This window comes from Paraflavisolibacter caeni (assembly GCF_025628885.1).
In the GTDB taxonomy this organism is placed as follows: Bacteria; Bacteroidota; Bacteroidia; order Chitinophagales; family Chitinophagaceae; genus Flavisolibacter; species Flavisolibacter caeni.
Window position 1 is genome coordinate 36,772 of sequence record NZ_JAOTIF010000017.1, and the last position, 23,977, is coordinate 60,748.

Annotated in this window: 16 protein-coding genes; 14 read left to right on the forward strand and 2 right to left on the reverse strand. The window is 43.5% G+C overall.

Features of this window, described 5'->3' with window-relative positions; all coding sequences use genetic code 11:
* Nucleotides 1-196 precede the first annotated feature (196 nt).
* Entirely contained in the window at nucleotides 197-592 is a 396-nt protein-coding gene (locus tag OCK74_RS18085; protein WP_279298476.1) for a hypothetical protein, read from the forward strand.
* On the opposite strand, the gene OCK74_RS18090 is transcribed toward OCK74_RS18085, so the two are convergent.
* Together OCK74_RS18090 and OCK74_RS18095 are read right to left on the reverse strand one after the other, a co-directional pair.
* Entirely contained in the window at nucleotides 585-1,463 is an 879-nt protein-coding gene (locus tag OCK74_RS18090; RefSeq protein WP_279298477.1) for a DNA/RNA non-specific endonuclease, read from the reverse strand. The two genes, OCK74_RS18085 and OCK74_RS18090, sit on opposite strands and share 8 nt — an antisense overlap.
* A 122-nt stretch (nucleotides 1,464-1,585) precedes the next feature.
* Entirely contained in the window at nucleotides 1,586-2,584 is a 999-nt protein-coding gene (locus OCK74_RS18095; protein ID WP_279298478.1) for a beta-ketoacyl-ACP synthase III, read from the reverse strand.
* 88 nt (nucleotides 2,585-2,672) lie between these two features.
* Here OCK74_RS18095 and ruvA point away from each other — a divergent pair, with 88 nt between their 5' ends.
* From ruvA to OCK74_RS18160, 13 genes are all read left to right on the forward strand, one after another.
* Nucleotides 2,673-3,254 (forward strand): Holliday junction branch migration protein RuvA, encoded by a 582-nt coding sequence (gene ruvA / locus OCK74_RS18100; protein WP_279298479.1) that lies wholly within the window; start codon nucleotides 2,673-2,675, stop codon nucleotides 3,252-3,254.
* Nucleotides 3,255-3,311: 57 nt separating this feature from the next.
* On the forward strand, nucleotides 3,312-10,439 hold the full coding sequence (gene sov / locus OCK74_RS18105) for a T9SS outer membrane translocon Sov/SprA (RefSeq protein WP_279298480.1): 7,128 nt from the start codon (nucleotides 3,312-3,314) through the stop codon (nucleotides 10,437-10,439).
* 39 nt (nucleotides 10,440-10,478) lie between these two features.
* Nucleotides 10,479-11,360 (forward strand): bifunctional methylenetetrahydrofolate dehydrogenase/methenyltetrahydrofolate cyclohydrolase FolD, encoded by an 882-nt coding sequence (folD, locus tag OCK74_RS18110; protein WP_279298481.1) that lies wholly within the window; start codon nucleotides 10,479-10,481, stop codon nucleotides 11,358-11,360.
* 35 nt (nucleotides 11,361-11,395) lie between these two features.
* The gene (locus OCK74_RS18115; RefSeq protein WP_279298482.1) at nucleotides 11,396-12,046 is read left to right on the forward strand and encodes a 7-carboxy-7-deazaguanine synthase QueE; all 651 of its coding nucleotides are present in this window, start codon (nucleotides 11,396-11,398) and stop codon (nucleotides 12,044-12,046) included.
* A gap of 85 nt (nucleotides 12,047-12,131) precedes the next feature.
* Nucleotides 12,132-14,060 (forward strand): OmpA family protein, encoded by a 1,929-nt coding sequence (locus tag OCK74_RS18120; protein WP_279298483.1) that lies wholly within the window; start codon nucleotides 12,132-12,134, stop codon nucleotides 14,058-14,060.
* Between the two features lie 126 nt (nucleotides 14,061-14,186).
* Nucleotides 14,187-15,206, forward strand: coding sequence for a DNA-processing protein DprA (gene dprA / locus OCK74_RS18125; protein ID WP_279298484.1), 1,020 nt, complete (start codon nucleotides 14,187-14,189; stop codon nucleotides 15,204-15,206).
* Between the two features lie 25 nt (nucleotides 15,207-15,231).
* Nucleotides 15,232-16,713, forward strand: coding sequence for an IMP dehydrogenase (gene guaB / locus OCK74_RS18130; protein ID WP_279298485.1), 1,482 nt, complete (start codon nucleotides 15,232-15,234; stop codon nucleotides 16,711-16,713).
* A gap of 121 nt (nucleotides 16,714-16,834) precedes the next feature.
* Nucleotides 16,835-17,500 (forward strand): hypothetical protein, encoded by a 666-nt coding sequence (locus OCK74_RS18135; protein WP_279298486.1) that lies wholly within the window; start codon nucleotides 16,835-16,837, stop codon nucleotides 17,498-17,500.
* A gap of 59 nt (nucleotides 17,501-17,559) precedes the next feature.
* Complete coding sequence (locus OCK74_RS18140; protein ID WP_279298487.1) at nucleotides 17,560-18,738, forward strand: Lnb N-terminal periplasmic domain-containing protein; 1,179 nt, start codon at nucleotides 17,560-17,562, stop codon at nucleotides 18,736-18,738.
* An 89-nt stretch (nucleotides 18,739-18,827) separates the two neighbouring features.
* The gene (locus tag OCK74_RS18145) at nucleotides 18,828-19,646 is read left to right on the forward strand and encodes an alpha/beta fold hydrolase (protein ID WP_279298488.1); all 819 of its coding nucleotides are present in this window, start codon (nucleotides 18,828-18,830) and stop codon (nucleotides 19,644-19,646) included.
* A 49-nt stretch (nucleotides 19,647-19,695) separates the two neighbouring features.
* Nucleotides 19,696-22,320 carry a PKD domain-containing protein gene (locus tag OCK74_RS18150; protein WP_279298489.1) on the forward strand — a complete coding sequence of 875 codons (2,625 nt, stop codon included), beginning with the start codon at nucleotides 19,696-19,698 and terminating at the stop codon, nucleotides 22,318-22,320.
* 92 nt (nucleotides 22,321-22,412) lie between these two features.
* Complete coding sequence (locus tag OCK74_RS18155) at nucleotides 22,413-23,171, forward strand: SDR family NAD(P)-dependent oxidoreductase (protein WP_279298490.1); 759 nt, start codon at nucleotides 22,413-22,415, stop codon at nucleotides 23,169-23,171.
* Between the two features lie 266 nt (nucleotides 23,172-23,437).
* Nucleotides 23,438-23,941 (forward strand): hypothetical protein, encoded by a 504-nt coding sequence (locus OCK74_RS18160; protein WP_279298491.1) that lies wholly within the window; start codon nucleotides 23,438-23,440, stop codon nucleotides 23,939-23,941.
* Nucleotides 23,942-23,977 lie beyond the last annotated feature (36 nt).

Below are 23,977 nucleotides of genomic sequence, written 5' to 3' on the forward strand. Positions count from 1 at the left end.
AATTATTTAACTCTTGTAACTATGATTGCCCAAAGGAATGGGCATTGAATTTGGTTATATGTACACCCCGGTGCAACGGTGACAATTATAAAAACGTGCAAAGCAAGTTTTTATAAAAGGCAAAATACTGTATCTTACTTTACGGATTGTTGGCCAACGGCCGGGTTAAAAATCTAATGACGTTAAAATGGATCTTATGAGGGTTAAAAAGATTAGTTTAAACCAGGACGATACTATTTATGAATTGAATGGTGAGCATACTATTGACTTTTACAGGCCTCCTGCTAAAAGTTTTGTTATTGAACTCATTGAGATTAAAAATGTGCAATCACCTAGCTCCCTGGAAATTGAAATCAAGGCCGGGTTGAGCAGACGGGTGATCAGATTGTATCAACACCGGATGAAATTTCTTTATCAAAATGGAGTTTTTATCCTGGATACTTCCCAAATTCCCGAATTTAGTTTGAATCTCGAGCACATTAATGATTATCACTATTATATTAAGGTATTTCCTAATGGAGAGGATTTTAGTCTAACGATGTATGGAGTAACTGACCAGGTGGAGCAACGCGTTCAATTTATGGCTATTTAAATGACTGTTCTGATTTTTGCTTTTTTCTGGTCCATTGCCATTTATTGATGGCAGGATCGCTTTCCACCGAATTTTCAACATCGTCAGGGAGCTTGGGGAAAAAATCCAACCCAGTTAGCTTTTCCACACTATCAACGGAAACTGCAAAACTTTTCAAAGTGGCATAAGATGCATTGTTTGGCATCACAAAACCAATAGCCCTTACTTCTTTGGCATTATATTCCAAAACTACTTTGTAGAAATATTTGGGCACTGATACTCTTCCTATAGTAGGTAAGTCATTGGTCAATACCGGGCCTGTTACTATAAAAATGCTGTCATAGTAATTAGCCCAAAAGCGGATGAGCTCTTCCAGTCTTCTCCATACACCCCTGTTAAATGTTGGTGCCTGGGGCGTCATATTGCTGTAATAAAATGATTCCTGCATCGATTTGGCTGACCAGGCCATATCTTCAGCCGGGGCCAGATGCCCCCGGTCATAACCGGAGCCCTGATAATCTTCATCGTTTGCGGTTCCTTCAGCCACTTCAGGGTCTTCCATAAAGTGATTGGTTCTATTAAATTGGGAAGAGTTGGCCTGAGATGCTGTTAGTTTATACGCTACCCAATTGGCCTCTTTGTGCTCTTCATTGTATGAAAGAGCAAAGCCTGTATGGGCAACGATGTCCTGGTTGGATTTTATAGCAGGAAGTTCAAGGTTCGCTAATGAAGTGGTCGTTGTCGTTTGTGCATTGACGTTCGGGCTAGAGGTCTGTTGACTTTGGTGTTTTTTACTGGCTACTATATAAATAGTGGCAGCCAGGAGCAATAAAATAATGATCAAGATCGCTGTTCTACCACTTAAAAAACCTGCGTTTGCCCTATTGTTCATAGCGTAAATATAATGGCTATGAATTTTTATATGCTTTTTGAATTTGAGTAAAAGGATAAAAAGCCGATAAGAACCAATGTCTTACCGGCTTTTTATCCTTAATTAACTTACATACCCGTGATTCAGTATTCCCATTTCACCAGCGTTGCGCCCCATGTAAAGCCACCACCGAAAGCAGCCAGCACGATCAGGTCGCCTTTGTTCAACTCTTGTTTCCAGTCCCACAGGCAAAGAGGGATTGTCGCCGCCGTCGTATTGCCATATTTATGGATATTCAGCATCACCTTGTCATGCGAAAGGCCCATACGGTTTGCCGTAGCATCGATAATGCGTTTGTTGGCCTGATGGGGTACCAGCCATGCGATATCTTCTCCGGTCAGGTTATTGCGCTCCAGGAGTTCAGCACTCACATCAGCCATACCTTTCACTGCAAACTTGAATACAGATTGTCCTTCCTGGTAAATGAAATGCTCACGGTTCGCCACAGTTTCTGCAGAAGCTGGTCTTAGTGAACCTCCGGCCTTCATTTTCAGGAATTCCCCACCGCTGCCATCGCTTTTCAGGATGCTGTCCAATACACCGTACCCGTCTGTATTTGGCTCCAGCAAAACAGCGCCGGCGCCATCTCCGAACAAAATACAGGTAGTACGATCGCTGTAATCTACGATGGCGCTCATTTTATCGGCTCCTACTACGATCACTTTTTTGTAGCGGCGACTTTCGATCAGTGTTGCACCTACTGTAAGGCCATACAAAAAGCCTGAACAGGCGGCTGCGAGATCAAATCCAAAGGCGTTTTTTGCTCCAATTTTATGTGCAATCAAATTAGCTGTTGCCGGAAACACCATATCAGGAGTTACCGTAGCGCAAATAATTGCATCGATTTCCGAGGGATCGATACCTCTTTTTTCACAGATTTGCAGGATAGCAGGTACTGCCAAGTCGGATGTTGCTTTACCATCTCCCCTTAAAATTCGTCTTTCCTCGATACCCGTTCGGCTTCTGATCCACTCGTCGTTGGTATCCACCATCTTTTCCAGGTCAGCATTAGTGATCTTATCCTCCGGTACATAGCCGCCTACAGCAGTAATGGCAGCCGTAATTTTTTTACTAGTTGGCACGTAAATTCAGATTTTGAGTGTGCGAAGATAGAGAGTTTGATGTTTGGAGTAATCATGCTTCAAGCTCCAAATTCCTTTACTTTGTTATATGATAGCTTTTTTGAAAGGAAATTTCGTTAATAAAACTCCAGCTGTCGTTTATGTAGATGTAAACGGCGTAGGCTACGAAGTAAACATTAGCCTGAACACTTACTCTAAAATTCAAAACCTTGAAGGTGGCACTTTGTTCACGCATCTCCTGATTCGCGAAGATGCCCATACCTTATTTGGTTTTTATGACGCAAGTGAAAAAGATATCTTTCTTCAATTGATATCAGTTTCAGGCATTGGTGCTTCCACGGCACGTGTGATGCTTTCTTACATGAAACCAGAAGAGCTGATACAAGCAATTGTACAGGGCAATGCACGCCTGTTGGAAACAATCAAAGGTATAGGCCGCAAAACGGCTGAGCGTATTGTTTTGGAGCTCAAGGATAAATTGGGTAAGGTAGCTACTGAAGTAAATATTTCTACTCCTGCGGGCAATAGTTTGCAAGCCGATGCGTTAAATGCACTGATTGCATTAGGCATCAACAGGCAGGCTGCAGAATTGGCGGTGCAGAAAGTATTGAAGCAACATGCATCAGCCAGTGTGGAGGATGTAATTAAAAAATCGCTGCAGGTCCTATGAAACACTATCTAGAACCACCTTGAGAAAATAGACTTGGGACATTTTTTTTACAATATTATGTGTAGGGCAATATTACCAGCCCTGCTGTTGGGTACCTGTATAAAGGTATCTGCATATTCTGGTCATTTTTATCATCCTGAAACCAATTATCAGGATACTACCGGGCGTGGCGTGAGCGATACAGGGCGTTTTCCCCTGCGGGACCGCAGGGGCGATCCCTATACATATTCTCGCCGTAGCCCTTTTGACTTTTCGGATACTTCTTTTATTAAAAGGCAAGTTGAATATGATCCTGCCACAAAGCAGTATTATGTAATTGAAAAAATAGGGAGTAAGTATTACCGCACTCCCATGACGTTCTCCATGCAGGAGTTCCTTCAGTTGCAGGGTAAAAAAGATGAAGAAGCTTATTTCCGTAAACGAGCCGACCTGCTGACCAATCTGAACCGCCGAAGGAGTAAACCTGCTTTTGGATTTTCAAAAGACTGGGTCAACAGGTTTACTGGTATTGGGAAAGTGGACATCCGCCCATCGGGTTATGTGGATATCGGCCTAGGATACCAGGGGCAGAATATTAAGAACCCAACCCTGCCGGAACGGGCTAGAAAAAATGGGGGGTTGGATTTTCCTATGAATGCTCAGTTCCAGGTTGATGCAAACATTGGCGATAAAATAAAACTTCCTATAAATTATAATACACTGGCCAACTTTGATTTTGAAAACCAGCTTAAGTTGGATTATCAGGGCCGGGATGATGAAGTGCTGAAACAGTTCCAGGCAGGTAATATTAGCTTTAGCTCAAAAGGTACCTTGATTCCCGGCGCTCAATCGCTCTTTGGGGTGAAAACGCAGCTTCAATTTGGAAAGTTGTACCTGACAACTGTGCTGGCCAACCAGCGTTCACAAAGACAAACGCTGGGGATGCAGGGCGGTTCTGCCTCCCAGTTATTCAACGTGAAGGCTGATGAATATGAAGAAAACCGTCACTTTCTACTGGCTCAATACTTTAGAAACAATTATAACAACTGGATGAAGACCCTGCCTGTGGTGAACTCAAACGTACAGGTACTGCGCATGGAAGTATGGGTTACCAACCGTACGGGTATCACTACAGATACAAGGGATGTGGTAGCCTTGATGGACCTGGGAGAAAGCAATCCTTACAATCCACGATGGGGCAGTTCTCCAGTACCTTACCCGGCTAATAATTCGAATACCCTTTATCAAACCCTGATCAGCAACCCAAACAGTCGTAACACTGCGCTCGTACAGGGGCTTTTGACGGCAACAGGGATGCAGCCGGTAGAAGAGTTTGAAAAAACATTTGCCCGCAAATTGCAGCCAACTGATTATTATTTTAATCCCCAGGTCGGCTTTCTTTCTTTAAATCAGCCGTTGCAACCCGATGAAGTGCTGGGTGTGGCCTATCAATATACATATAACGGGCAAGTATATCAGGTTGGTGAATTTTCTCAGGACATTCCACCGGACAGCACAGGTAATTCTCAGAAAGTACTGTTTCTTAAATTATTAAAGGCCACCTCTCAACGCCCGAATTTGCCAATTTGGGATCTCATGATGAAAAACGTCTATGGCGTTGGTTATGGACAACTGGAACGCCAGGACTTTCAACTCAATATTGTTTACGAAGAGCCGAGCAAAGGAGAAAAAAGATACCTTCCTGATTCTGCCGTAAAGCAGGATTTTCGAGGCGCACCTATTTTGACCTTGGTGAATCTTGACCGGTTGAATAATCAGAATGATCCTCAGCCAGATGGTGTATTCGATTATGTGGAAGGATTTACTGTGATCTCATCACAAAGCCGAATTGTTTTTCCGGTACTGGAGCCCTTTGGCCGCGACCTGGAATTTGCATTTCCTTCTCAGGCTGAAATGTCGAAGTATTTATATTATCCATTATACGATACTATTAAGGCAATAGCCCAGACATATGCCAACTTCAATCGTTTTAAACTGGTAGGCCGTTCCAAATCAGCCAGCAACACCGACTACCAGTTGGGCTTCAATATTCCACGGGGTTCTGTGACGGTAACTGCCGGGGGGCAGATATTGCAGGAAAATGTTGATTATGAAATCAATTACGACCTTGGAACGCTACGGGTTATTAATACAGCCATCATTAATGCAGGACTTCCCGTGCAGGTGCAATACGAAAACAATGCCTCCTTTGGTTTGCAACAACGCAATTATATGGGCTTGCGCTTGGATTATTTGTGGAATAAAAACCTGACGGTAGGTGCAACTGCAGTGCGGTTGGGTGAAAGACCTTTCTTTACAAAGCAGAATTATGGCGAGGACCCAATCCGCAATTCGATGTATGGAGTGGATTTTGACTATCGCAATGAAATTCCCAAGCTGACCAGGTGGCTGGATAAGCTTCCCTTTTATTCTTCTAAAACACCATCTGCTATTACAGCTTATGGCGAGGCTGCAATGCTGAATCCCGGTCATGCGCCCCAGATAGGAAAGGGTAGTTCCGGTGCTATTTATATTGATGATTTTGAAGGCACCCGTAGTTCTATTGACCTGCGCTTCCCGATCACCAGCTGGACACTCTCATCAGTGCCCAAAGGGGCTGTTGATGCTAACGGAAATATTTTATTTCCGGAGGCCGATCTGACCAATGACCTGGCTGTTGGCTACAACCGGGCCAAGTTAGCCTGGTATAATATTGAACCTGTATTACAGGAGCCCACTAATGAAAATAACCCGCTAAAGGGTAATAAAGAAGAATTGTCGAAACCTGAAACCAGGCAGGTATATCAGCGTGAAATATTCCCACAACGTACCAATGATTTTGGCCAGGCTCTTCTGACCACTTTTGACCTTGCTTATTATCCAACCGAGAAGGGACCCTATAATTACCTGGCCGACCCAACCCGTATAAATGGCAATGGTAATTTTTTGCAGCCAAAGAAATCCTGGGGTGGTATCATGCGCAACATTGACCAGACAGACTTTGAATCCAGTAATATAGAGTTCATTGAGTTCTGGATGCAGGATCCTTTTATCAATAAACCGAACAGCACTGGCGGTGAATTGTATTTTAATTTGGGAAATTTATCTGAAGATTTATTAAAGGACAGCCGCCGCATGTATGAGAACGGATTGCCTACACCTAGCAGTCCTAACAATCCGGTGGAAGAAACCATTTGGGGACAGGTTCCAAGAAATCCTATTCAAGTTACGAACGCTTTCAGCAATGAACCTGCTGACCGACCATACCAGGATGTGGGTTTCGATGGGTTGACAGATACTGCGGAGGTGCGGAAATTCCAGCCTTACCTGGGAGAAGTACAAGCCAATTTTGGCGCCAACGCTCCTTTGTACCAAAAGGCTATCCAGGACCCCTCTGCCGATAATTTCAGAGGATACCGCGATGCGCTTTATGATAAAGCCAATGCCGGCATCCTGGCTCGATATAAAGACATCAACAACCCACATGGCAACTCGCCTGTGGCTAACAATACCGACCAGTTCACCAGTGCCTTCACACTTTATCCGGACCAGGAAGAGCTGAATCGGGATAATACATTGAACGAGACGGAAGAATATTTCCAATATCGCGTGGAAATCAAGCCTAACATGCAGGTGAATACCAACTTTATTACTGACATACGCGAAGTGGAGGTAACCCCTGTGAATGGTGTTAAGCGTTTGGAAAAGTGGTACCTGTTCCGTATACCTGTGAAAGATTACGTTGCTAAAGTGGGCAGTATTCCGGATTTCAAATCAGTTCGCTTCATCAGGATGTTCATGACTAACTTCGAAGATTCAACGGTAATGCGCTTTGGGAAACTGGAGTTGATTCGCAACCAGTGGAGAAAATTCAATTATGAAACCGACTCTTCCGGTATTTATACACCACTTCCAGCCAATGACCCTACCTCTGTGGACATTCTTGCTGTGAACCTGGAAGAGAATGACCAGCGTGAGCCTGTTCATTATGCACAGCCGCCCGGCATTGAGCGCCAGCAACAGATCAGCAATAATAATGTAAACCTGTTTCTGAACGAACAGTCTCTCAGCTTAAAAGTTTGTAGTCTTGAACCAAACGACGCAAGGGGGGTATTTAAAACATTGAACCTGGACCTTCGCCAATACGGAAGACTTTCCATGTTTATTCATGCAGAATCCGTTAACTATTCAGACGATATTAAAAACGGTGAGTTGAATGCTGTTGTACGCATTGGTAATGACTTTGTTGGTAATTTTTACGAAGTAAAGATTCCTTTGAACATTACCCGCTGGGGGGCAACTGATTCTCTCGAAATATGGCCTGAACTGAATAACCTGGATTTTGACCTGAATGTTTTAACGGGACTGAAATCTCGCAGAAACAGTAATGGGGTCACTCCTTCTACTTATTATAAGGAAGAGATAAACGGCCGATCTTATGCCATTTTGGGAAATCCTAATCTTGGCGAGGTAAGGGGTATGATGTTGGCTGTGCAAAATACAAGACAGCAATCAGCCTGCTCGGAAGTCTGGTTCAACGAATTGCGTCTCTCAAGGCTGGATGAAAAAGGAGGATATGCTGCTGTTGGCCGTGTAGACCTTCGCTTGGCAGATCTTGGGAATGTCACCTTTGCAGGTAGCGTACGCACCCGTGGTTTTGGTACGCTGGAACAAAGGGTAAATGAAAGAAGCCGCGAAGACTTTAAACAGTTTGATTTAAGCACCAATCTCGACTTGGGCAAACTTCTTCCTAAAAGTGCTGCTATTCAGGTACCGGTTTATGCAAGTATCAGCAAAACTACCAGCACACCGGAATATGATCCATATGACCTGGATATTAAATTAAAAGATAAGATCAATAATGCTCCTGATAATGCTAAAGATTCTATCCGTGAAGATGCCATAGACGAGTTGACGATCAAAACAGTGAACTTTACCAATGTCAAAAAGAATAAAACCAATAATAAGCCTGTTCAACCCTGGGATATTTCAAACATTGATTTAAACTATTCAATGACACGCCAGGAACGGACTAATCCCATTCTCGAAAACGAGGAACTGACCCGAACAAGGGCTGCTCTAGGCTATAATTATGCGCCTCAACCGCACTACTTAGAGCCGTTGAAAAAAGCGGTCAAGTCAAATTCTCCATGGCTGGCACTGATCAGAGATTTTAATTTTAACTATAAACCGTCCATGTTTTCATTCAAAGCTGACGTCTTCCGCCAGTTTGGAGCAGTGCGTTCCCGGAACGTTGGGGGTGGCAGTTATAAATTCCCGGAAACATACGATAAATACTTCTACTTTGACCGTTATTATACCATGAGGTGGGATCTGACACGCTCGCTGGCCCTGGACTTTAATGCAATTAACAATGCAAGGGTAGATGAGCCTGCAGGCCGTATTGATACTAAAGACAAGAAGGAGACTGTTAGGAAAAACCTTTTTAAAGGTGGAAGAAATACGCACTACCATCATGATGTTACATTTACCTACAACCTCCCGATGCAAAAACTGCCGGCACTCGACTGGACTACCATCCGGGCTTCATATACAGCTAGGTACGATTGGATAGCATCCTCGTTGCTGCCAGAAGCAAAAGAGCAAGGTAACTCTATTACCATGGGGCAAACCAGCAATGTTACTGGCGAGTTCAACTTCGATATGTTGTACAATAAATCGAAGTACTTAAGGAATATATATGCCGAAGTTCCGGCCCAGCCAAAACAGAATGGTGATTCAGCGAAACAAATAATAGAGAGGACGGGCAACCAGGTCAACACCGTTCCTAAGGTATTCGCCCGTCTCCTGACATCTTTAAAGAGGGTTGGAGTACAGTTTGGTGAAGATTTGGGGACACTTCTGCCTGGCTACCTGGATAGTACTCAGTTCCTGGGTATGAATTTGAAAAGCAACCAGCCTGGTTGGAACTATGTATTTGGCAAGCAGCCTGACACAAGTGATATTAACAAGTTTGGCGAAGAGGGGCTTCTTACGCACAGTCCTCTTTTAAATACGCTGATTCAACAACGGTTTAACCAGAAATTGAATATCACTGCGCAAGTGAGCCCGATCAGAGATCTGAACATTGATATCAATTTTGATAAAACATTTGACAAGCAATATTCCGAATTGTATAAAGATACCAGCGGAACATCTGGCTTGCAGCGTTACAATCCTTATGCCATGGGAGGCTTTAGCATCAGCTATATTTCTTACCAGACCCTGTTTTCAAAATTCGATCCGAATGAAGTGTCTCAAACCTTTAAGCAGTTTGAAGCTAACAGGATCGTGCTGTCTGATCGTTTGGCCAAGCAGAACCCTTATTATTCAGGCAATGTAACTGCTGATGGCTATGCAGAAGGTTATGGCCGCTATGCACAGGATGTACTGGTTCCGGCCTTCATTGCAGCTTATACGGATAAAGACCCATTAAAAGTAGATTTGATTAAAAACTCCAATCCCAACCTGCGTTCTAACCCGTTCTCAGGTTATGTGCCAAAGCCCAATTGGAATATTTCTTATAGTGGCCTGTCGAGGATACCTGGTTTCGAAAAGGTATTTACCAATTTTACGATCCGCCATGGCTATAACAGTACCCTGAGCATGAATAGTTTCAATTCCAGTTTGCTGTTCCAGGATCCTTTCCGGGTAGGTTATCCCTATTTCCAGGATACCCTGACCGGCAACTTTGTGCCTTATTTCCTGGTACCAAATATTACCATTGCGGAGCAATTCAGTCCGCTTATTGAGATGGATATGTCGTTCACTAACGATCTTTCCACTCGCTTTGAATACAGGAAGAGCCGGCAGCTGAGTTTAAGCCTTATTGATTATCAATTAGCTGAAAACCGCTCAACTGAATTCGTGTTAGGGATGAACTGGCGCAAACGCGGTGTGCCGTTCCTGCAGAATGTAAGGATTGGTAAAAAAGGTAAAACGCTGGAAAATGATGTGACTATGCGTTTCGATTTCAGCTGGCGCGATGATGCTACTGCTAATAGCAAACTCGATCAGAATACAGCTTTTGGTACAGCCGGACAAAAAGTTATCCGGATATCACCTTCTATCGACTATGTAATGAGTAGCCGCATCAACGTTAAGCTCTATTTCGAACAAAACCGGGTAATACCGAAGATTGCAACCTCTGCTCCGATCACTACCACCAGAGCAGGCGTGCAAGTGCGCGTTTCCCTGGCACAATAAATTAAATTGGGGTCAATTAAGGAATCTTACCTTTGCGCCATGCAAATCTTAAATGGTAAAGAAGCGTCACAATCTATAAAGGATGCCTTGAAGCTTAATGTAGCCCAGTTATTAGCAGAAGGAAAGAAAGTGCCTCACCTCGCTGCCATCCTGGTGGGCAATAACGGCGCTAGCGAAACTTATGTAGCAGCCAAAGTAAAAGCCTGTGAAGAAGTTGGATTCAAATCTACGCTGGTCCGTGCCGAAGAGTCTATTACTTCATTGAAATTATTGGATATTATCCGTGACCTGAATAACGACGAGGATATTGATGGTATTCTTGTTCAGCTACCTCTCCCTAAACATATTTCTGAACAGGAAATAATCAATGCCATTGATCCAGATAAGGATGTAGATGGATTTCATCCTAGCAATGTAGGACGAATGGTGCTTGGCCAGCCTACATTTATTCCGGCAACTCCTTATGGAATTATGTTGCTGCTGGAACACTATAAGGTGGAAACCAAAGGTAAACACGCCGTTGTCATTGGCCGCAGCCATATTGTAGGCCGACCAATGAGTATATTGCTGAGCGGTTCTGGTTACCCTGGCAATTGTACCGTTACAGTTTGCCATTCCCATACAAAGAACCTGGAAGAGATTTGCCGCTCGGGTGATATAATTGTGGCAGCCTTAGGCAGGCCTGAATTTGTAACAGCAGAAATGGTAAAAGAAGGAGCTGTTGTGATAGATGTGGGTATTACGCGTGTTGTGGACCCGTCAAAGAAATCTGGCTTTGCTTTGAAAGGTGATGTAGATTACAAGAACGTAGCGCCAAAATGTTCGTTTATTACTCCTGTACCCGGCGGTGTAGGCCCGATGACCATTGCAGCTCTGCTGAAGAATACATACCACTCCTGTGTTAAAAGGAATTATGATTAAAATCTTTTGAATTGTTAACTCGTGAATTGGTGAACATGGATTTTGTGAATTTAGAAATGAAAACTACAACTTCAACTTTATATAATACTCAAATGCTGCCTGTAATGGAACACTTCTACACCATACAGGGGGAAGGGGTGCACCAGGGAAAGGCCGCATATTTCATTAGGCTCGGTGGCTGTGATGTTGGCTGTGTATGGTGCGATGTAAAAGATAGTTGGGAAGCCGGCCGGCATCCATTGCGCAGTATTGACTTCCTAGTCAATGAAGTAACGAAAACACCCTCACAAATAGTAGTGATTACCGGCGGCGAACCACTGATGCATGACCTGACAGAACTGACCAAGGCTTTGAAGGCTGCTGGTCTGAGGACACACATGGAAACTTCTGGTAGCTCACCTCTATCAGGTACCTGGGACTGGATCACAGTTTCTCCCAAAAAGTTCAAAGCCCCGCTACTCGAGGTGCTGCAACATGCAAGCGAACTGAAAGTCGTTGTTTTTAATAAATCCGATTTCGACTGGGCCGAAAAACATGCAGTCCTTGTTCCGCCTTCCTGTAAATTATTCCTTCAACCTGAATGGGGAAAGAGAGAGGCTGTTACTCCGCTCATCATTGACTATATCAAAGACCACCCTCAGTGGCAACTTTCACTGCAAATACATAAATATATCAACGTACCCTAGAAAGATTATGGTGCAAGTTTTGCGTAAACGTTAAATTCGGTGCTTCAATTGGCGTACCCGAATCATCATTTATTAACTTCATCCAATGGAGAAACTGCACCCTTTGCGTTGTACAATTTGCATTTTATGTTTGATATTTTCCATTTCATATGCTTCTGCCCAATACGATCCTTCTAAGATCAATAAGAAGACTGTTGAAGTCTACAATAAAGGTCTTGAAAAAGCCCAGAGCGGCAATTATAAAGAAGCCATAGCATCCTTCCAGGAAGCTATAAAGAGAGAACCGCGTTATATTGAAGCCTATCTTTCTTTGGCCGGCGTATTTGGCGAATTAAAGGATCATGAGCAAAGTGCCGCTACATATGAGAAGGCTTTCGCGCTAGATTCGAACTTTACATCTGACCTACGTTTGCCTTATTCGATCAATCTTGCGGCAATGGGACAGTTTGAGAAAGCTTTGAATACTGTCAATGCCCTGCTGTCAAGACCTAATCTTGGAGCCAATACAAGGAAGGCTGCCGAATACCGTCGTAACACTTATCAGTTTGCCATCGATTATGCACGCAACAATCCATATAAAGATTATGTGTTCAATCCTGTAAACATGGGCGACAATATTAATTCTGCAGAAGCAGAGTATTTTCCTTCCATGCCCATTGATGGAAGTGGGCTCGTATTCACCAGGCGGCTGAATAATTTCAATGAAGAGTTCTTTTTAAGTGAAAACGACCATGGTACCTGGAGGCCTGCTCACAGGTTGACTGGTAGTATCAACACGCCTCAAAATGAGGGCGCTCAAATGATCTCGCAGGATGGCCAATGGCTTGTCTTTACCGGGTGTAATCGCCCAGACGGTAATGGCAGTTGTGATATTTATATTTCTTATAAAACAACCAGCGGCTGGAGTGAAGCTGTCAATCTGGGAAGCAAGGTCAATTCGGAACAGTGGGATTCCCAGCCATGCCTTTCTCCAGACAAAAGAGACCTCTATTTCAGTAGTCATCGCCCCGGAGGCCTTGGCGGTGCCGACATTTATGTTTCTCATCTCCAGGCCAATGGCCGCTGGAGTGAACCAGAGAATTTAGGGCCCCAGATCAATACCTCTGGTAATGAATTCAGTCCCTTTATTCATGCCGATAACCAGACACTCTATTTTACTTCAACAGGTTGGCCCGGCTATGGTAAGGAAGATCTGTTTGTGTCCCACAAAGGGACTGATGGAAAATGGAGTACGCCAAAAAACTTAGGCTATCCCATCAACACAGTAAATGAAGAAGGTTCTTTGTTCATTGCGGCAGATGGTAAAACGGCTTTCTATGCCAGCGACCGCAGCCAGGGTAAAGGCATGCTTGATATATACAGTTTTGAGCTGAGGCCTGATATCCGTCCGGCAAAAACACTGTGGGTAAAGGGAAAAGTGTATGACAAGAAAACCAGTGCCGGCCTTCCATCCAGTGTAGAATTGATCGACCTGGCATCGAAACAAACCATTTCAAAGGTACAAACCGATGAAAACGGTGATTATTTGATCACCTTGCCAGTAGGTAAAGATTATGCATTCAATGTCGCCCGCCGTGGATATTTATTCTATTCGGATAATTATGCGCTGGTCAATAAAATTCCGGATTCTACTTACAAGAAAGATATACCACTGCAACCAATAGAAGTAAATGCGTCGGTGGTATTGAAGAATATATTCTTTGACTTCAATAAATATGACCTCGAGCCTCAATCACAGGCAGAACTGGATAAAGTGGTGCAATTACTGCAAGAAAATCCTAGTGTTAAGATCCAGCTGGAAGGGCATACTGATAATATTGGTAATGCTACCGATAATCTTAAGCTTTCAGAAAACCGGGCAAAAGCAGTTGTGAATTACCTGATCGGCAAAGGCATTGAAAGCAAGCGCCTGGTTGCCAAAGGTTTTGGAGCCACCCAACCCATTGCAGACAATACAACTGACGAAGGGCGCGCACAAAACAGGAGGACAGAGTTAAAAATTGTTGGTAAATAAAAAGAAAAGGTTTTATATCTTTCGGTATCTAAAACCAAAACTCTGAACTCCGAACTGCTTTACCAACTAGCGCTGACGCTTGTTCCAAATATCGGTGATGTACAATCGAAAGTACTGATCCAGCATTTGGGCGAAGCCTCTTCTGTCTTCAAAGCTAAAGTTTCAACCCTGGAAAGTATTGAGGGTATTGGTTCTATACGGGCCAATAGCATTAAGGCATTTAAAGATTTTGCAAGAGCGGAGAAAGAAATTGGTTTTATAGAGAAATATAAGATTAAAACCCTATTTCTAAACGACAAGGATTATCCACAACGCTTGCTTAACTGTTACGATGCTCCTGCCCTTTTGTTTTATAAAGGAAAAGCAAACCTGAATGCTCCGCGGATCATTTCTATTGTTGGTACAAGAAACAATACAGAATACGGCAAAAACTTTACTGAAAAGTTGGTCAGGGACCTTGCTGAGGTAAATGTGCTGGTTGTCAGCGGCCTTGCCTTTGGCATTGATGCTATAGCACACAAGGCTGCATTAAAATATGGGCAGCCTACCGTAGGTGCTGTTGGTCATGGATTGGATATTATTTATCCTTCCGAAAATAAAAGCCTGGCTAAGGAAATGGTGCAACAGGAGGGAGGGATTATTTCGGAGTTCTTTAGTGAAACCAAGCCCGATAAACATAATTTTCCCCTGCGTAACCGCATTGTTGCCGGTCTGGCCGACGCCACAGTTGTAGTTGAAACTGCCGTAAAAGGTGGGAGCATGATCACGGCCAAGCTTGCCGATTCCTATAACCGCGATGTTTTTGCATTGCCGGGTAGGGTAGATGATTCTAAGAGCAAGGGTTGTAATTACCTGATACAATTCAATAAAGCCATTCTGCTGACTGATGCCAAACAATTGTTGCAGATAATGGGCTGGGAGGAGAAGAAAAAAGATAATACTCCACGGCAACCTGAGCTCTTCGCAGAACTTTCTCCCGAGGAACACCAACTGGTCCAACTACTGCAGGAAAAAGAAATGGTACATATCGACGAGATCAACCTGCGCAGCGGTCTCAGTAGCTCCTCTATCGCCGCCGCCATCCTAAACCTCGAACTCCAAAATCTAATACAAGCCCTGCCCGGAAAGATGTACAGGCTGATATAGTCCTATAATACCCTTACCTTTGCACATGGCAGAAAAAAATACCTCCTCAGAAAAAATCCAATTAGAAGGTTTAACGTTCGATGATGTACTGCTGGTTCCGGCTTATTCGGAAATCCTGCCTCGCGACGTTGATATTAAAACCCGTCTTACTAAAGACATTACACTTAATGTTCCCATGCTCTCTTCGGCAATGGATACGGTAACAGAAGCGTCCCTCGCTATTGCCCTTGCACGCGAAGGTGGCATTGGCGTTCTGCACAAGAACATGAGTATTGAAAAACAAGCCGACCAGGTACGAAGAGTAAAACGCAGTGAAAGCGGAATGATCCTGGATCCTATAACACTTACAACCGAGGCTACCATTGGTGATGCCCTGCGTTTGATGCGCGAAAATAAAATAGGCGGTATCCCTGTTACTGATGGTAACGGAACTCTTGCCGGTATTATTACCAACCGTGACCTTCGTTTTGAAGCAGACGGACACCGGAAGGTAAGCGAGGTAATGACAAAGGAAAACCTTATCACCGCTCCCGAAGGTACCAACCTGAAAATGGCTGAAGCGACCCTCCAAAAGCACAAGATCGAAAAGCTGCCAGTGGTTGATAAGTCTGGCAGGCTGATCGGCCTGATTACCTACCGCGACATTCTGAAGCTATACAGCTTTCCCAATGCTGTTAAAGATTCTTTTGGCCGTTTGTTGGTGGGCGCAGCTGTAGGCGTTACACGCGATTTGCTGGACCGTGTTGCCGCTTTGCAAAGCGTAGGGGTAGATGTAATTTGTTTGGATAGTGCCCATGGCCACTCCAAGGGAATATTAGATTCTGTGAAGAATGTGAAAAAGAACTTCAAACATATCAACCTGATTGCAGGTAATATCGCAACGGCCTCAGGCGCCAAGGCGCTCGTTGATGCTGGTGCCGATGCTGTGAAAGTAGGTATTGGTCCTGGGTCTATCTGTACCACCCGCATTGTAGCCGGTGCTGGCGTGCCCCAGTTAACGGCTGTGATGGAAGCGCATTCCGTTCTGTCTAAAGCTGGTATCCCTTTGATCGCTGATGGTGGTATCCGTTACACTGGCGATATGGTGAAAGCTCTTGCTGCCGGTGCTGATTGTGTGATGATGGGTAGCATCTTTGCTGGTACGGAAGAAAGCCCGGGCGACACCATTATATACGAGGGACGTAAGTTTAAGGAATACCGTGGAATGGGGTCTTTAGGCGCCATGTCAACAGGCAGCAGCGACCGGTACTTCCAGGATCCTGAAGCAGATGTAAAGAAATATGTACCGGAAGGTATTGAAGGCCGTGTGGCTTACAAAGGCATGTTGAAAGAGATCGTTTATCAATATGTAGGCGGCCTCCGTGCCGGTATGGGCTATTGTGGTGCTAGAAACATTGACGAGCTCCAGCAAGCCCGCTTTGTAAAGATTACAAATGCCGGTATGCGCGAAAGCCATGCACACGACGTGGAAATTACAAGGGAAGCTCCCAACTACTCAAGAAAATAAAACCCACCTCACACCCCCGCCCCTAAAGGGGAGGGCTATGCTGCAAAGCCTTTTTAAAAATTATTTAATAAGGATTTGAAGCGCAGATTCCCCTTTAGGGGCTAGGGGTGTGATTGGCCATATGCGTGTTGAACACCGCTATATTAAACAAGGCCTCTATACGCCGCCTGGGGCTACTTGTTTGCTTATTGGCACCTTCCCCAGCGTGCTTGTTCGCGAGGCTTTTGGCCGTTTACGGCCTACCGATGTTGACTTTTTTTATGGCAGCATTGACAACAACTTCTGGAAAGATTTAGGCATCATATATAATCGTTCCTTTTCTTTTAACCGATCAACGGAAGCCATAAAAGAAAGAATGAAGTTGCTGGACGATCTGAAACTGGCTATGTCTGATGCCATCTTTGCCTGCGAAACTACTGGCAGCGCCATGGATACAGCATTGCAAAACATAGAGCCAAACATTTATATCATCGATGTATTGGACAATAATCCTGCAATTGATACCCTGTTTTTTACCAGCAGTTCCGGGAAGGTAAATGCAGAAACACTCACACTCAGGGTGTTAAAAGAAGCCGACCGAGCCAGCAAAATGAAGATTACCCAGAAAAGCGGTCCGCGCATGCGTAGTTTCTTGTTTACAGAAAAAAGTGGAAAACAACGCCCAATAAAATCGATAACCCTTTATTCCCCTTCGCCCCTTGCTGAACAATGGGGAAGCCTCACACCAGAAAAGAGAAGAGAACAGTACCGTCAATACTTGCCAAAGCTTAACCATCTTCATACATGATTCGGTATTCGAATCATTCGTAATTCCCCACTATCTTTCCACCTTTAAAAAACTTTGCATTGAAAAAGCTGTTTCTCTTTCTATATTTTACATTTTATATATTCAATACTTCATTTTCCCAATCCTGCCATTTGCGTATTAGCCTGCTCACTTGTGCTCCTGGCGAAGAATTGTATTCTACTTTTGGTCATACGGCATTGCGGGTAACTGATAGTATTGCTGGTACTGATTATGTGTTCAATTATGGAACCTTTGAGTTCGGTTCAGACTTTTATATTCAGTTTATCCGGGGTAAGTTGCTTTATTATTTGTCAGTAGAGAACTTTAATGATTTTGTTGCTCAGTATCAATGGGAAAGCCGTAGTATTCAAGAGCAGGTATTACAACTTGATTGCCAGGAAAAGCAGGAACTATACACTGCCCTTCAGACAAATTCAAGACCAGAGAACAGGTATTACCGCTATGATTTTCTGTTTGACAATTGTACCACAAGGGCGAGAGATATTGTAGCCCGTAACACAATACCTGCTGTTATTTTCCGAAATATTCTACCCAAAGATGTGCCCACCTTCCGGGATATGATTCATTCCTACTTAGACCGGGGAGGGCAATACTGGAGCAAACTAGGCATCGATATTTTGCTCGGGGCCAAACTAGATCATCGGGTGACGAATCAACAGGCAATGTTCTTGCCGGATTACCTCTTACAAGGATTTGATAGAGCCGCTCTTGGCGATAGTGCCTCCATAGGAAAGCTGCCTTTGACATCAAAGCCGCAAACTATTTTGTCAATGCCTTCTCCGCTTAATAAGGGCTCGCTGTTCAAACCGGCAATTGTTTTTACTTTATTGCTTGTATTGGTTTCTGCTTTGACTTTTATTAAAGCAAACTGGGCTACAGCTGCATTGCAGGTGTTTGACTTCCTCTTCTTTTTTATTTTAGGCCTTACAGGGATTCTGCTCTTGTTTATGTGGTTTGGTACCGATCATGTTGTTTGCCAGAATAATTTTAACTTGTTATGGGCTTTGCCAACACATGTGGTAATAGCTTTTTTTGTACACCTCAAGAAAGAGTGGGTAAGCAAGTATTACAAGGTTGTTTTCTGGATAACAATTTTATTGGCAGCAGCCTGGGGCTTTCTCCCGCAGGAAATGAATAATGCATTATTACCTTTAGTAGCTTTAATACTCCTGCGTAGTTGGCGTCTTTCAGGTAAGAACGTTAAAAAGGCTTTTTAGCTCTTATCAATCGGAGTTGTCTTTTTTCTTCCTGAACTTTGTTAATGACATAATATGGTTTTAAAACCGTGGCATGCCAAAACTGTTTTATGATGCATCAGAAAGAGATTAGCTACCATAGCAAAAGGTTGGTTTATCGCATTCAGGGCGAAGGTCCATTGGTCGTATTGCTGCATGGCTTTGGTGAAGATGGGATTGTTTGGACACCGCAGTTTGATATATTTCCCAATAATACACTGATTATTCCTGATCTTCCTGGAAGCGGCCAATCAGAAATAATAGCAGATATGAGCATGGAAGGATTGGCCGATGCCATTAGGGAAATAATAAAAACAGAGCAAAAAACGCAATCAAATTCCAATCCTGCCATCATGATCGGCCATAGTATGGGGGGCTATATTACCCTTGCTTATGCTGAAAAATATTTTGATGACCTGGCGGCTTTCGGACTGTTTCATTCGACAGCATTTGCTGACACGGAGGAAAAAAAAGACACACGCAGAAAAGGAATCGATTTTGTACAGAAGCATGGAGCCTTCGAATTCTTGAAAACAGCTATACCCAATATGTATAGTCCAGGTACAAAGGAGTTCAGCCCGGAACTGATAGAAGCGCATCTGCAATCGTTAAAGGAATTTTCTAAAGCAGCTTTGATTGCTTATTATGAGTCTATGATTAGACGGCCTGACCGGACTCATGTCCTGAGACAAAATAAAATCCCCGTATTATTCGTATTAGGTAAACACGATGCTGCAGTGCCGCTCCAGGACGGACTGCAACAAACGCATTTGCCTGGTATTTCACAGGTGTACATCATGGAAAACTCTGGTCATATGGGCATGCGCGAAGAGGAGGATAAGAGCAATCTGCTGTTGAAGGAGTTTGTTCAACTAAGTGGCAGCTCTTGAGTTACAGGTTGAAATCCAGCTGTTTATGTAAATAAACGATACGAAACCAATGTTAAGAATCTTCATTCTACTAATCTTTCTTTTGCCCTGTTTGGGTGCAAATGCATCGCATATTGTAGGTGGAGAGATGATTTATGAGTATGTAGGTGCAGGTTCAACTGCCGGTACCAAAAAGTATCGTATTACATTACGCCTTTTTCGTGACCAACATTGCGTGCCTCCTTGTGCAGGTATGCCACCAAATGTATTTATAGGCATTTTCAATAATGATGACAATCGGCAATATCCTTCAGATGGAAGGTATTTCGATATTCTGAAAACCAGTGAAGTAGAAGTGCCTGTTGGCAATACACCACCTTGTGTGGTCAACCCTCCTGTATTGGAATATCATATTGCTGAGTATATATTTACTGTCGATCTGCCAGAGAATAACAATGGCTATACTGCAGTTTACCAAACATGCTGCCGTGTCAACGGGCTTACCAATGTTTTTAATATACCTTCACAAGGCGACGGCACCGGTTCCACTTATGCTTGTTCCATTCCTGGTAAAAATCAATTGCCTTCCGGGCAAAATAATAGCAGCCCTAAATTTTTCATAGGCGTTTCTCCCATTTGCCATGGAAAGCCATTTCAACTGGACTTCCGAGCTGATGAACCAGACGGAACTGACGAATTGGTGTATTCTTTCTGTGAGGCCTATAATGGCGGTGCTACACGCAGTGCCACCAATGTAAACCCCGCACCACCACCTTATGGGTCTGTACCTTACATTAATGGCTTTAACAGTAGTTCACCAATGGGGCCTACTGTTATAATTGATCCCAAAACCGGTCTCATTTCAGGCGTCGCTCCGGAAGAAGGAGATTATGTGATCTGTGTTTGCATCAGCGAATACCGGCAAGGAAAACTCATTGGTGTTCATCGTAAAGATTTTATAGTGAATGTTGAGGATTGCGATTTTGCCGGTGCTCAGCTAAGGCCTTCCTATAGCTATTGCAAAAGCCTGTCAGCTTCTTTCTTAAACGAGAATAACTCGCCGCTGAATAAAACCTACTTCTGGGACTTTGGTGATGGCACTTCTTCAACCAATATTTCTGCAACCCATACGTATGCAAGTGCCGGAACTTACAACGTGAAGTTGGTGATCAACCGTGGTGAGCCTTGTGGCGATTCTGCTACTACAAAGGTGAATGTATATCCTTTCTTTAATCCAAATATGGAAATCCAGGGACAATGTCTGAATAGACCAACTACATTCCTGGATAAAACAACAACTACTTATGGCACGGTGAATGCATGGGAGTGGGACTTTGGAGATCTGAATACAACAAATGATGTCTCGACACAACAAAACCCTACTTACACCTTTACACAGACCGGGCCTAAAAATATTCGCCTGATTGCTTCCAATTCTAATGGTTGCACCGATACTACATATAAGACCGTAGATATTTACGACAAGCCTCTGATCGGCCTTAAATTCAGAGATACGCTGATTTGCAATGGGGATCAACTACAGTTGGTAGCTTCAGGCACTGGAAATTTTAGCTGGACATCTACTGCTAATATCTCAAATGCAAATACGGCAACGCCAACAGTAAAACCTGCGGTTACTGCAAGCTTTGTTGTTACGTTGGATGATGACGGCTGCGTGAACACAGATTCTGTGCAGGTTCGTGTGGTTGATTTTGTTAGCCTTAGAGGTATGGCCGATACCACCATTTGTGCAACCGACAGAGTGCAATTGAGTGCTGTTACTGACGGCCTGCGTTTTCAATGGAGTCCGGTAGATAATATCAGCAATCCATCAGCCTTATCTCCATGGGCAGCACCTTCTGTTTCAACAACCTATCAGCTTACTGCATTTATCGGACGTTGTTCTGCGACTGATAATGTTGTAGTAAATGTAGTTCCATATCCTGTAGCTAATGCCGGGCCAGATACTGTAATTTGTTTCAATTCATTCGCCCAGTTACAGGGAAGCATCATTGGGAAGACCTTTAATTGGTCTCCACAGGTATTATTGACTGATGCTACTACATTAAGGCCGGTTGCTCGTCCAATGCGCAGTACACCATTTGTGCTAACAGCTTTTGATGACCAAGGCTGCCCTAAGCCTGGCCGGGACACTGTTTTAGTAACAGTTTTGCCGGAAGTGGTGGCCTATGCCGGCGGTGATACAGCTGTCGTCGTTGGTCAGAAAGTACAATTGAAAGCAACAGGGGGAGTAGACTACAGTTGGAATCCGGCAACAGCATTAAGCAATCCGAAGATTCCAGACCCGGTAGCTCTTTATGATGGCAGTTTGGAAAGTATACGCTATCAGGTTGTAGTGCGGGATGCCACAGGATGCACCGATACTGCTTATGTTCAGGTGCGTATATTTCAAACGGATCCGAGAATTTTTGTTCCTTCGGCCTTTACCCCCAATGGAGATAACATTAATGATGTATTCCGTCCAATAGCAGTCGGGATGAGCCGGATAGAATTTTTCCGTGTGTTCAACCGATGGGGCGAACTGGTATTTAGCACAAATGAAAACGGCAAAGGCTGGGATGGAAGGATCGATGGTCAGTATCAGGCTTCTGGTACCTATGTTTGGGTTGTAAAAGGCGTTGATTATACAGGTAAAGATTTTTCTGCAAAAGGAACAGTAACGCTGATCCGGTAAAAGCTGGAAAGATCAGTTCCAATTGGAATAAAACTCTAGGTTACATTTGTATCCAAGATCGTAAACAATCTCTAAACAATAAACTATCCTCAGTGCAAAAAACAGTTTTGATTACCGGTGCTACTTCAGGTATTGGCGAAGCCTGCGCAATTCAATTCGCTGCTAATCAATATAAGTTGATTTTGAATGGTCGCAGATTAGACAGGCTGGAAGCTCTTAAAGAAAAACTCGTAAATAAATACGGCGTTACTATAATTTCACTGCCTTTTGATGTACGCAACCGTCAACACGTTTTTGATGCGATTGAAAGTCTTCCTGAGGACTGGAAAAGTATAGATATTTTAATCAATAATGCAGGCCTTGCATTAGGCCGCGACTCTTTTGAAAATGCTTCTCTTGATGACTGGGATACCATGATTGATACGAATGTTAAAGGGCTACTCTATGTTTCAAAAGCTGTGACCCCTTTGATGATCAAACAGAAAAGCGGCCACATCATCAACATCGGCTCCATTGCTGGCAAGGAAGTATATGAAAAAGGAAATGCCTACTGCGCCAGTAAGCACGCCGTTGATGCTCTTTCCAAGGCTATGCGCATCGATTTGTTGCAACACCATATTAAAGTTACCGCTATTCACCCCGGAGCTGTTGAAACCGAGTTTTCAATTGTACGTTTCAAAGGAGATGAAGCATCTGCTAAAAAAGTGTATGAAGGCTATCAACCCCTCACAGGTGAAGATGTGGCATCTGTTATTTACTATACGGCCACACTGCCTCCTCATGTTTGTATTAACGACCTGGTATTGACTCCAACCCGGCAGGCAGATTCCTATCATTTCAATAAGTCCTGACTTTTTAAATTATGTACAGCCCTGTGTTACAGGGCTTCTAAGATTTGTTGGCAAAATACTAACTCAAAAGGTTACAAACATCCAAACTGTGGCATCATCTTGGCCGCATACATAAGGCTTTGGCCTATTGTCTGTTTATTATTCCTAGTAGGAAAATATTAGTATTATTACTTAGGGGTCGTAATTCCCACGCATGTTTTATCCAGACTTAAAACCTTTTGAATAGTTTTATGCACGATTCTTTTAGTACCATTAAAATCCGAATATTGAAACCGTACCTTATCCTTTTTGTATTCAGCTTGTGTTGTGCATTTTCTGCCTCATCCCAGAACGTGATCCGGGTGCAGGAATGTAAAAGCGATGTGATCAAAAGCCAGGTGGACAGTTTGAAATCATTATATGCAAAAGATGGTTTTACTGTTTTAAAAGAAGCTTCCATTACTATGGAAAGTGAGTATGAAATGCCTGTGGTTGTTCCCTTACAACAGAACGGTTGGTACCAGTTTGTTTTTATTGGAGAACCTACTTCCCGCCTTTATGAAGTTCGTATGTATGATTGGAGTGAAAAACAAGTAGTGTTTCAGCAGAAGCGCTGGGGAGATGTAGATGGTAATATTATTTCATACTCATATCAACCTAAAGCCACAGGGTTTCACATGATGAAACCTGTGCAGGTAAACAAGAAAAAAAAGAAAGATCTGTGTGGCTATGTGATGCTGCTAAAAAGAACACAGGTTCCTGCTCAGCAACAGTCGCAAAATACCAGGTAATAAATAGAGATCAATGTCTTTTGGTTTAAGCCTGCA

Excerpts from the sequence above, each read along its gene's own strand:
- OCK74_RS18120 (WP_279298483.1), top strand. The coding sequence starts at position 12,132 with ATGGAGAAACTGCACCCTTTGCGTTGTACAATTTGCATTTTATGTTTG.
- guaB (WP_279298485.1), top strand. The coding sequence starts at position 15,232 with ATGGCAGAAAAAAATACCTCCTCAGAAAAAATCCAATTAGAAGGTTTA.
- folD (WP_279298481.1), top strand. The coding sequence starts at position 10,479 with ATGCAAATCTTAAATGGTAAAGAAGCGTCACAATCTATAAAGGATGCC.
- OCK74_RS18135 (WP_279298486.1), top strand. The coding sequence starts at position 16,835 with ATGCGTGTTGAACACCGCTATATTAAACAAGGCCTCTATACGCCGCCT.
- OCK74_RS18090 (WP_279298477.1), bottom strand. The coding sequence starts at position 1,463 with ATGAACAATAGGGCAAACGCAGGTTTTTTAAGTGGTAGAACAGCGATC.
- OCK74_RS18145 (WP_279298488.1), top strand. The coding sequence starts at position 18,828 with ATGATGCATCAGAAAGAGATTAGCTACCATAGCAAAAGGTTGGTTTAT.
- OCK74_RS18115 (WP_279298482.1), top strand. The coding sequence starts at position 11,396 with ATGGATTTTGTGAATTTAGAAATGAAAACTACAACTTCAACTTTATAT.
- sov (WP_279298480.1), top strand. The coding sequence starts at position 3,312 with ATGTGTAGGGCAATATTACCAGCCCTGCTGTTGGGTACCTGTATAAAG.
- OCK74_RS18085 (WP_279298476.1), top strand. The coding sequence starts at position 197 with ATGAGGGTTAAAAAGATTAGTTTAAACCAGGACGATACTATTTATGAA.
- OCK74_RS18150 (WP_279298489.1), top strand. The coding sequence starts at position 19,696 with ATGTTAAGAATCTTCATTCTACTAATCTTTCTTTTGCCCTGTTTGGGT.
- ruvA (WP_279298479.1), top strand. The coding sequence starts at position 2,673 with ATGATAGCTTTTTTGAAAGGAAATTTCGTTAATAAAACTCCAGCTGTC.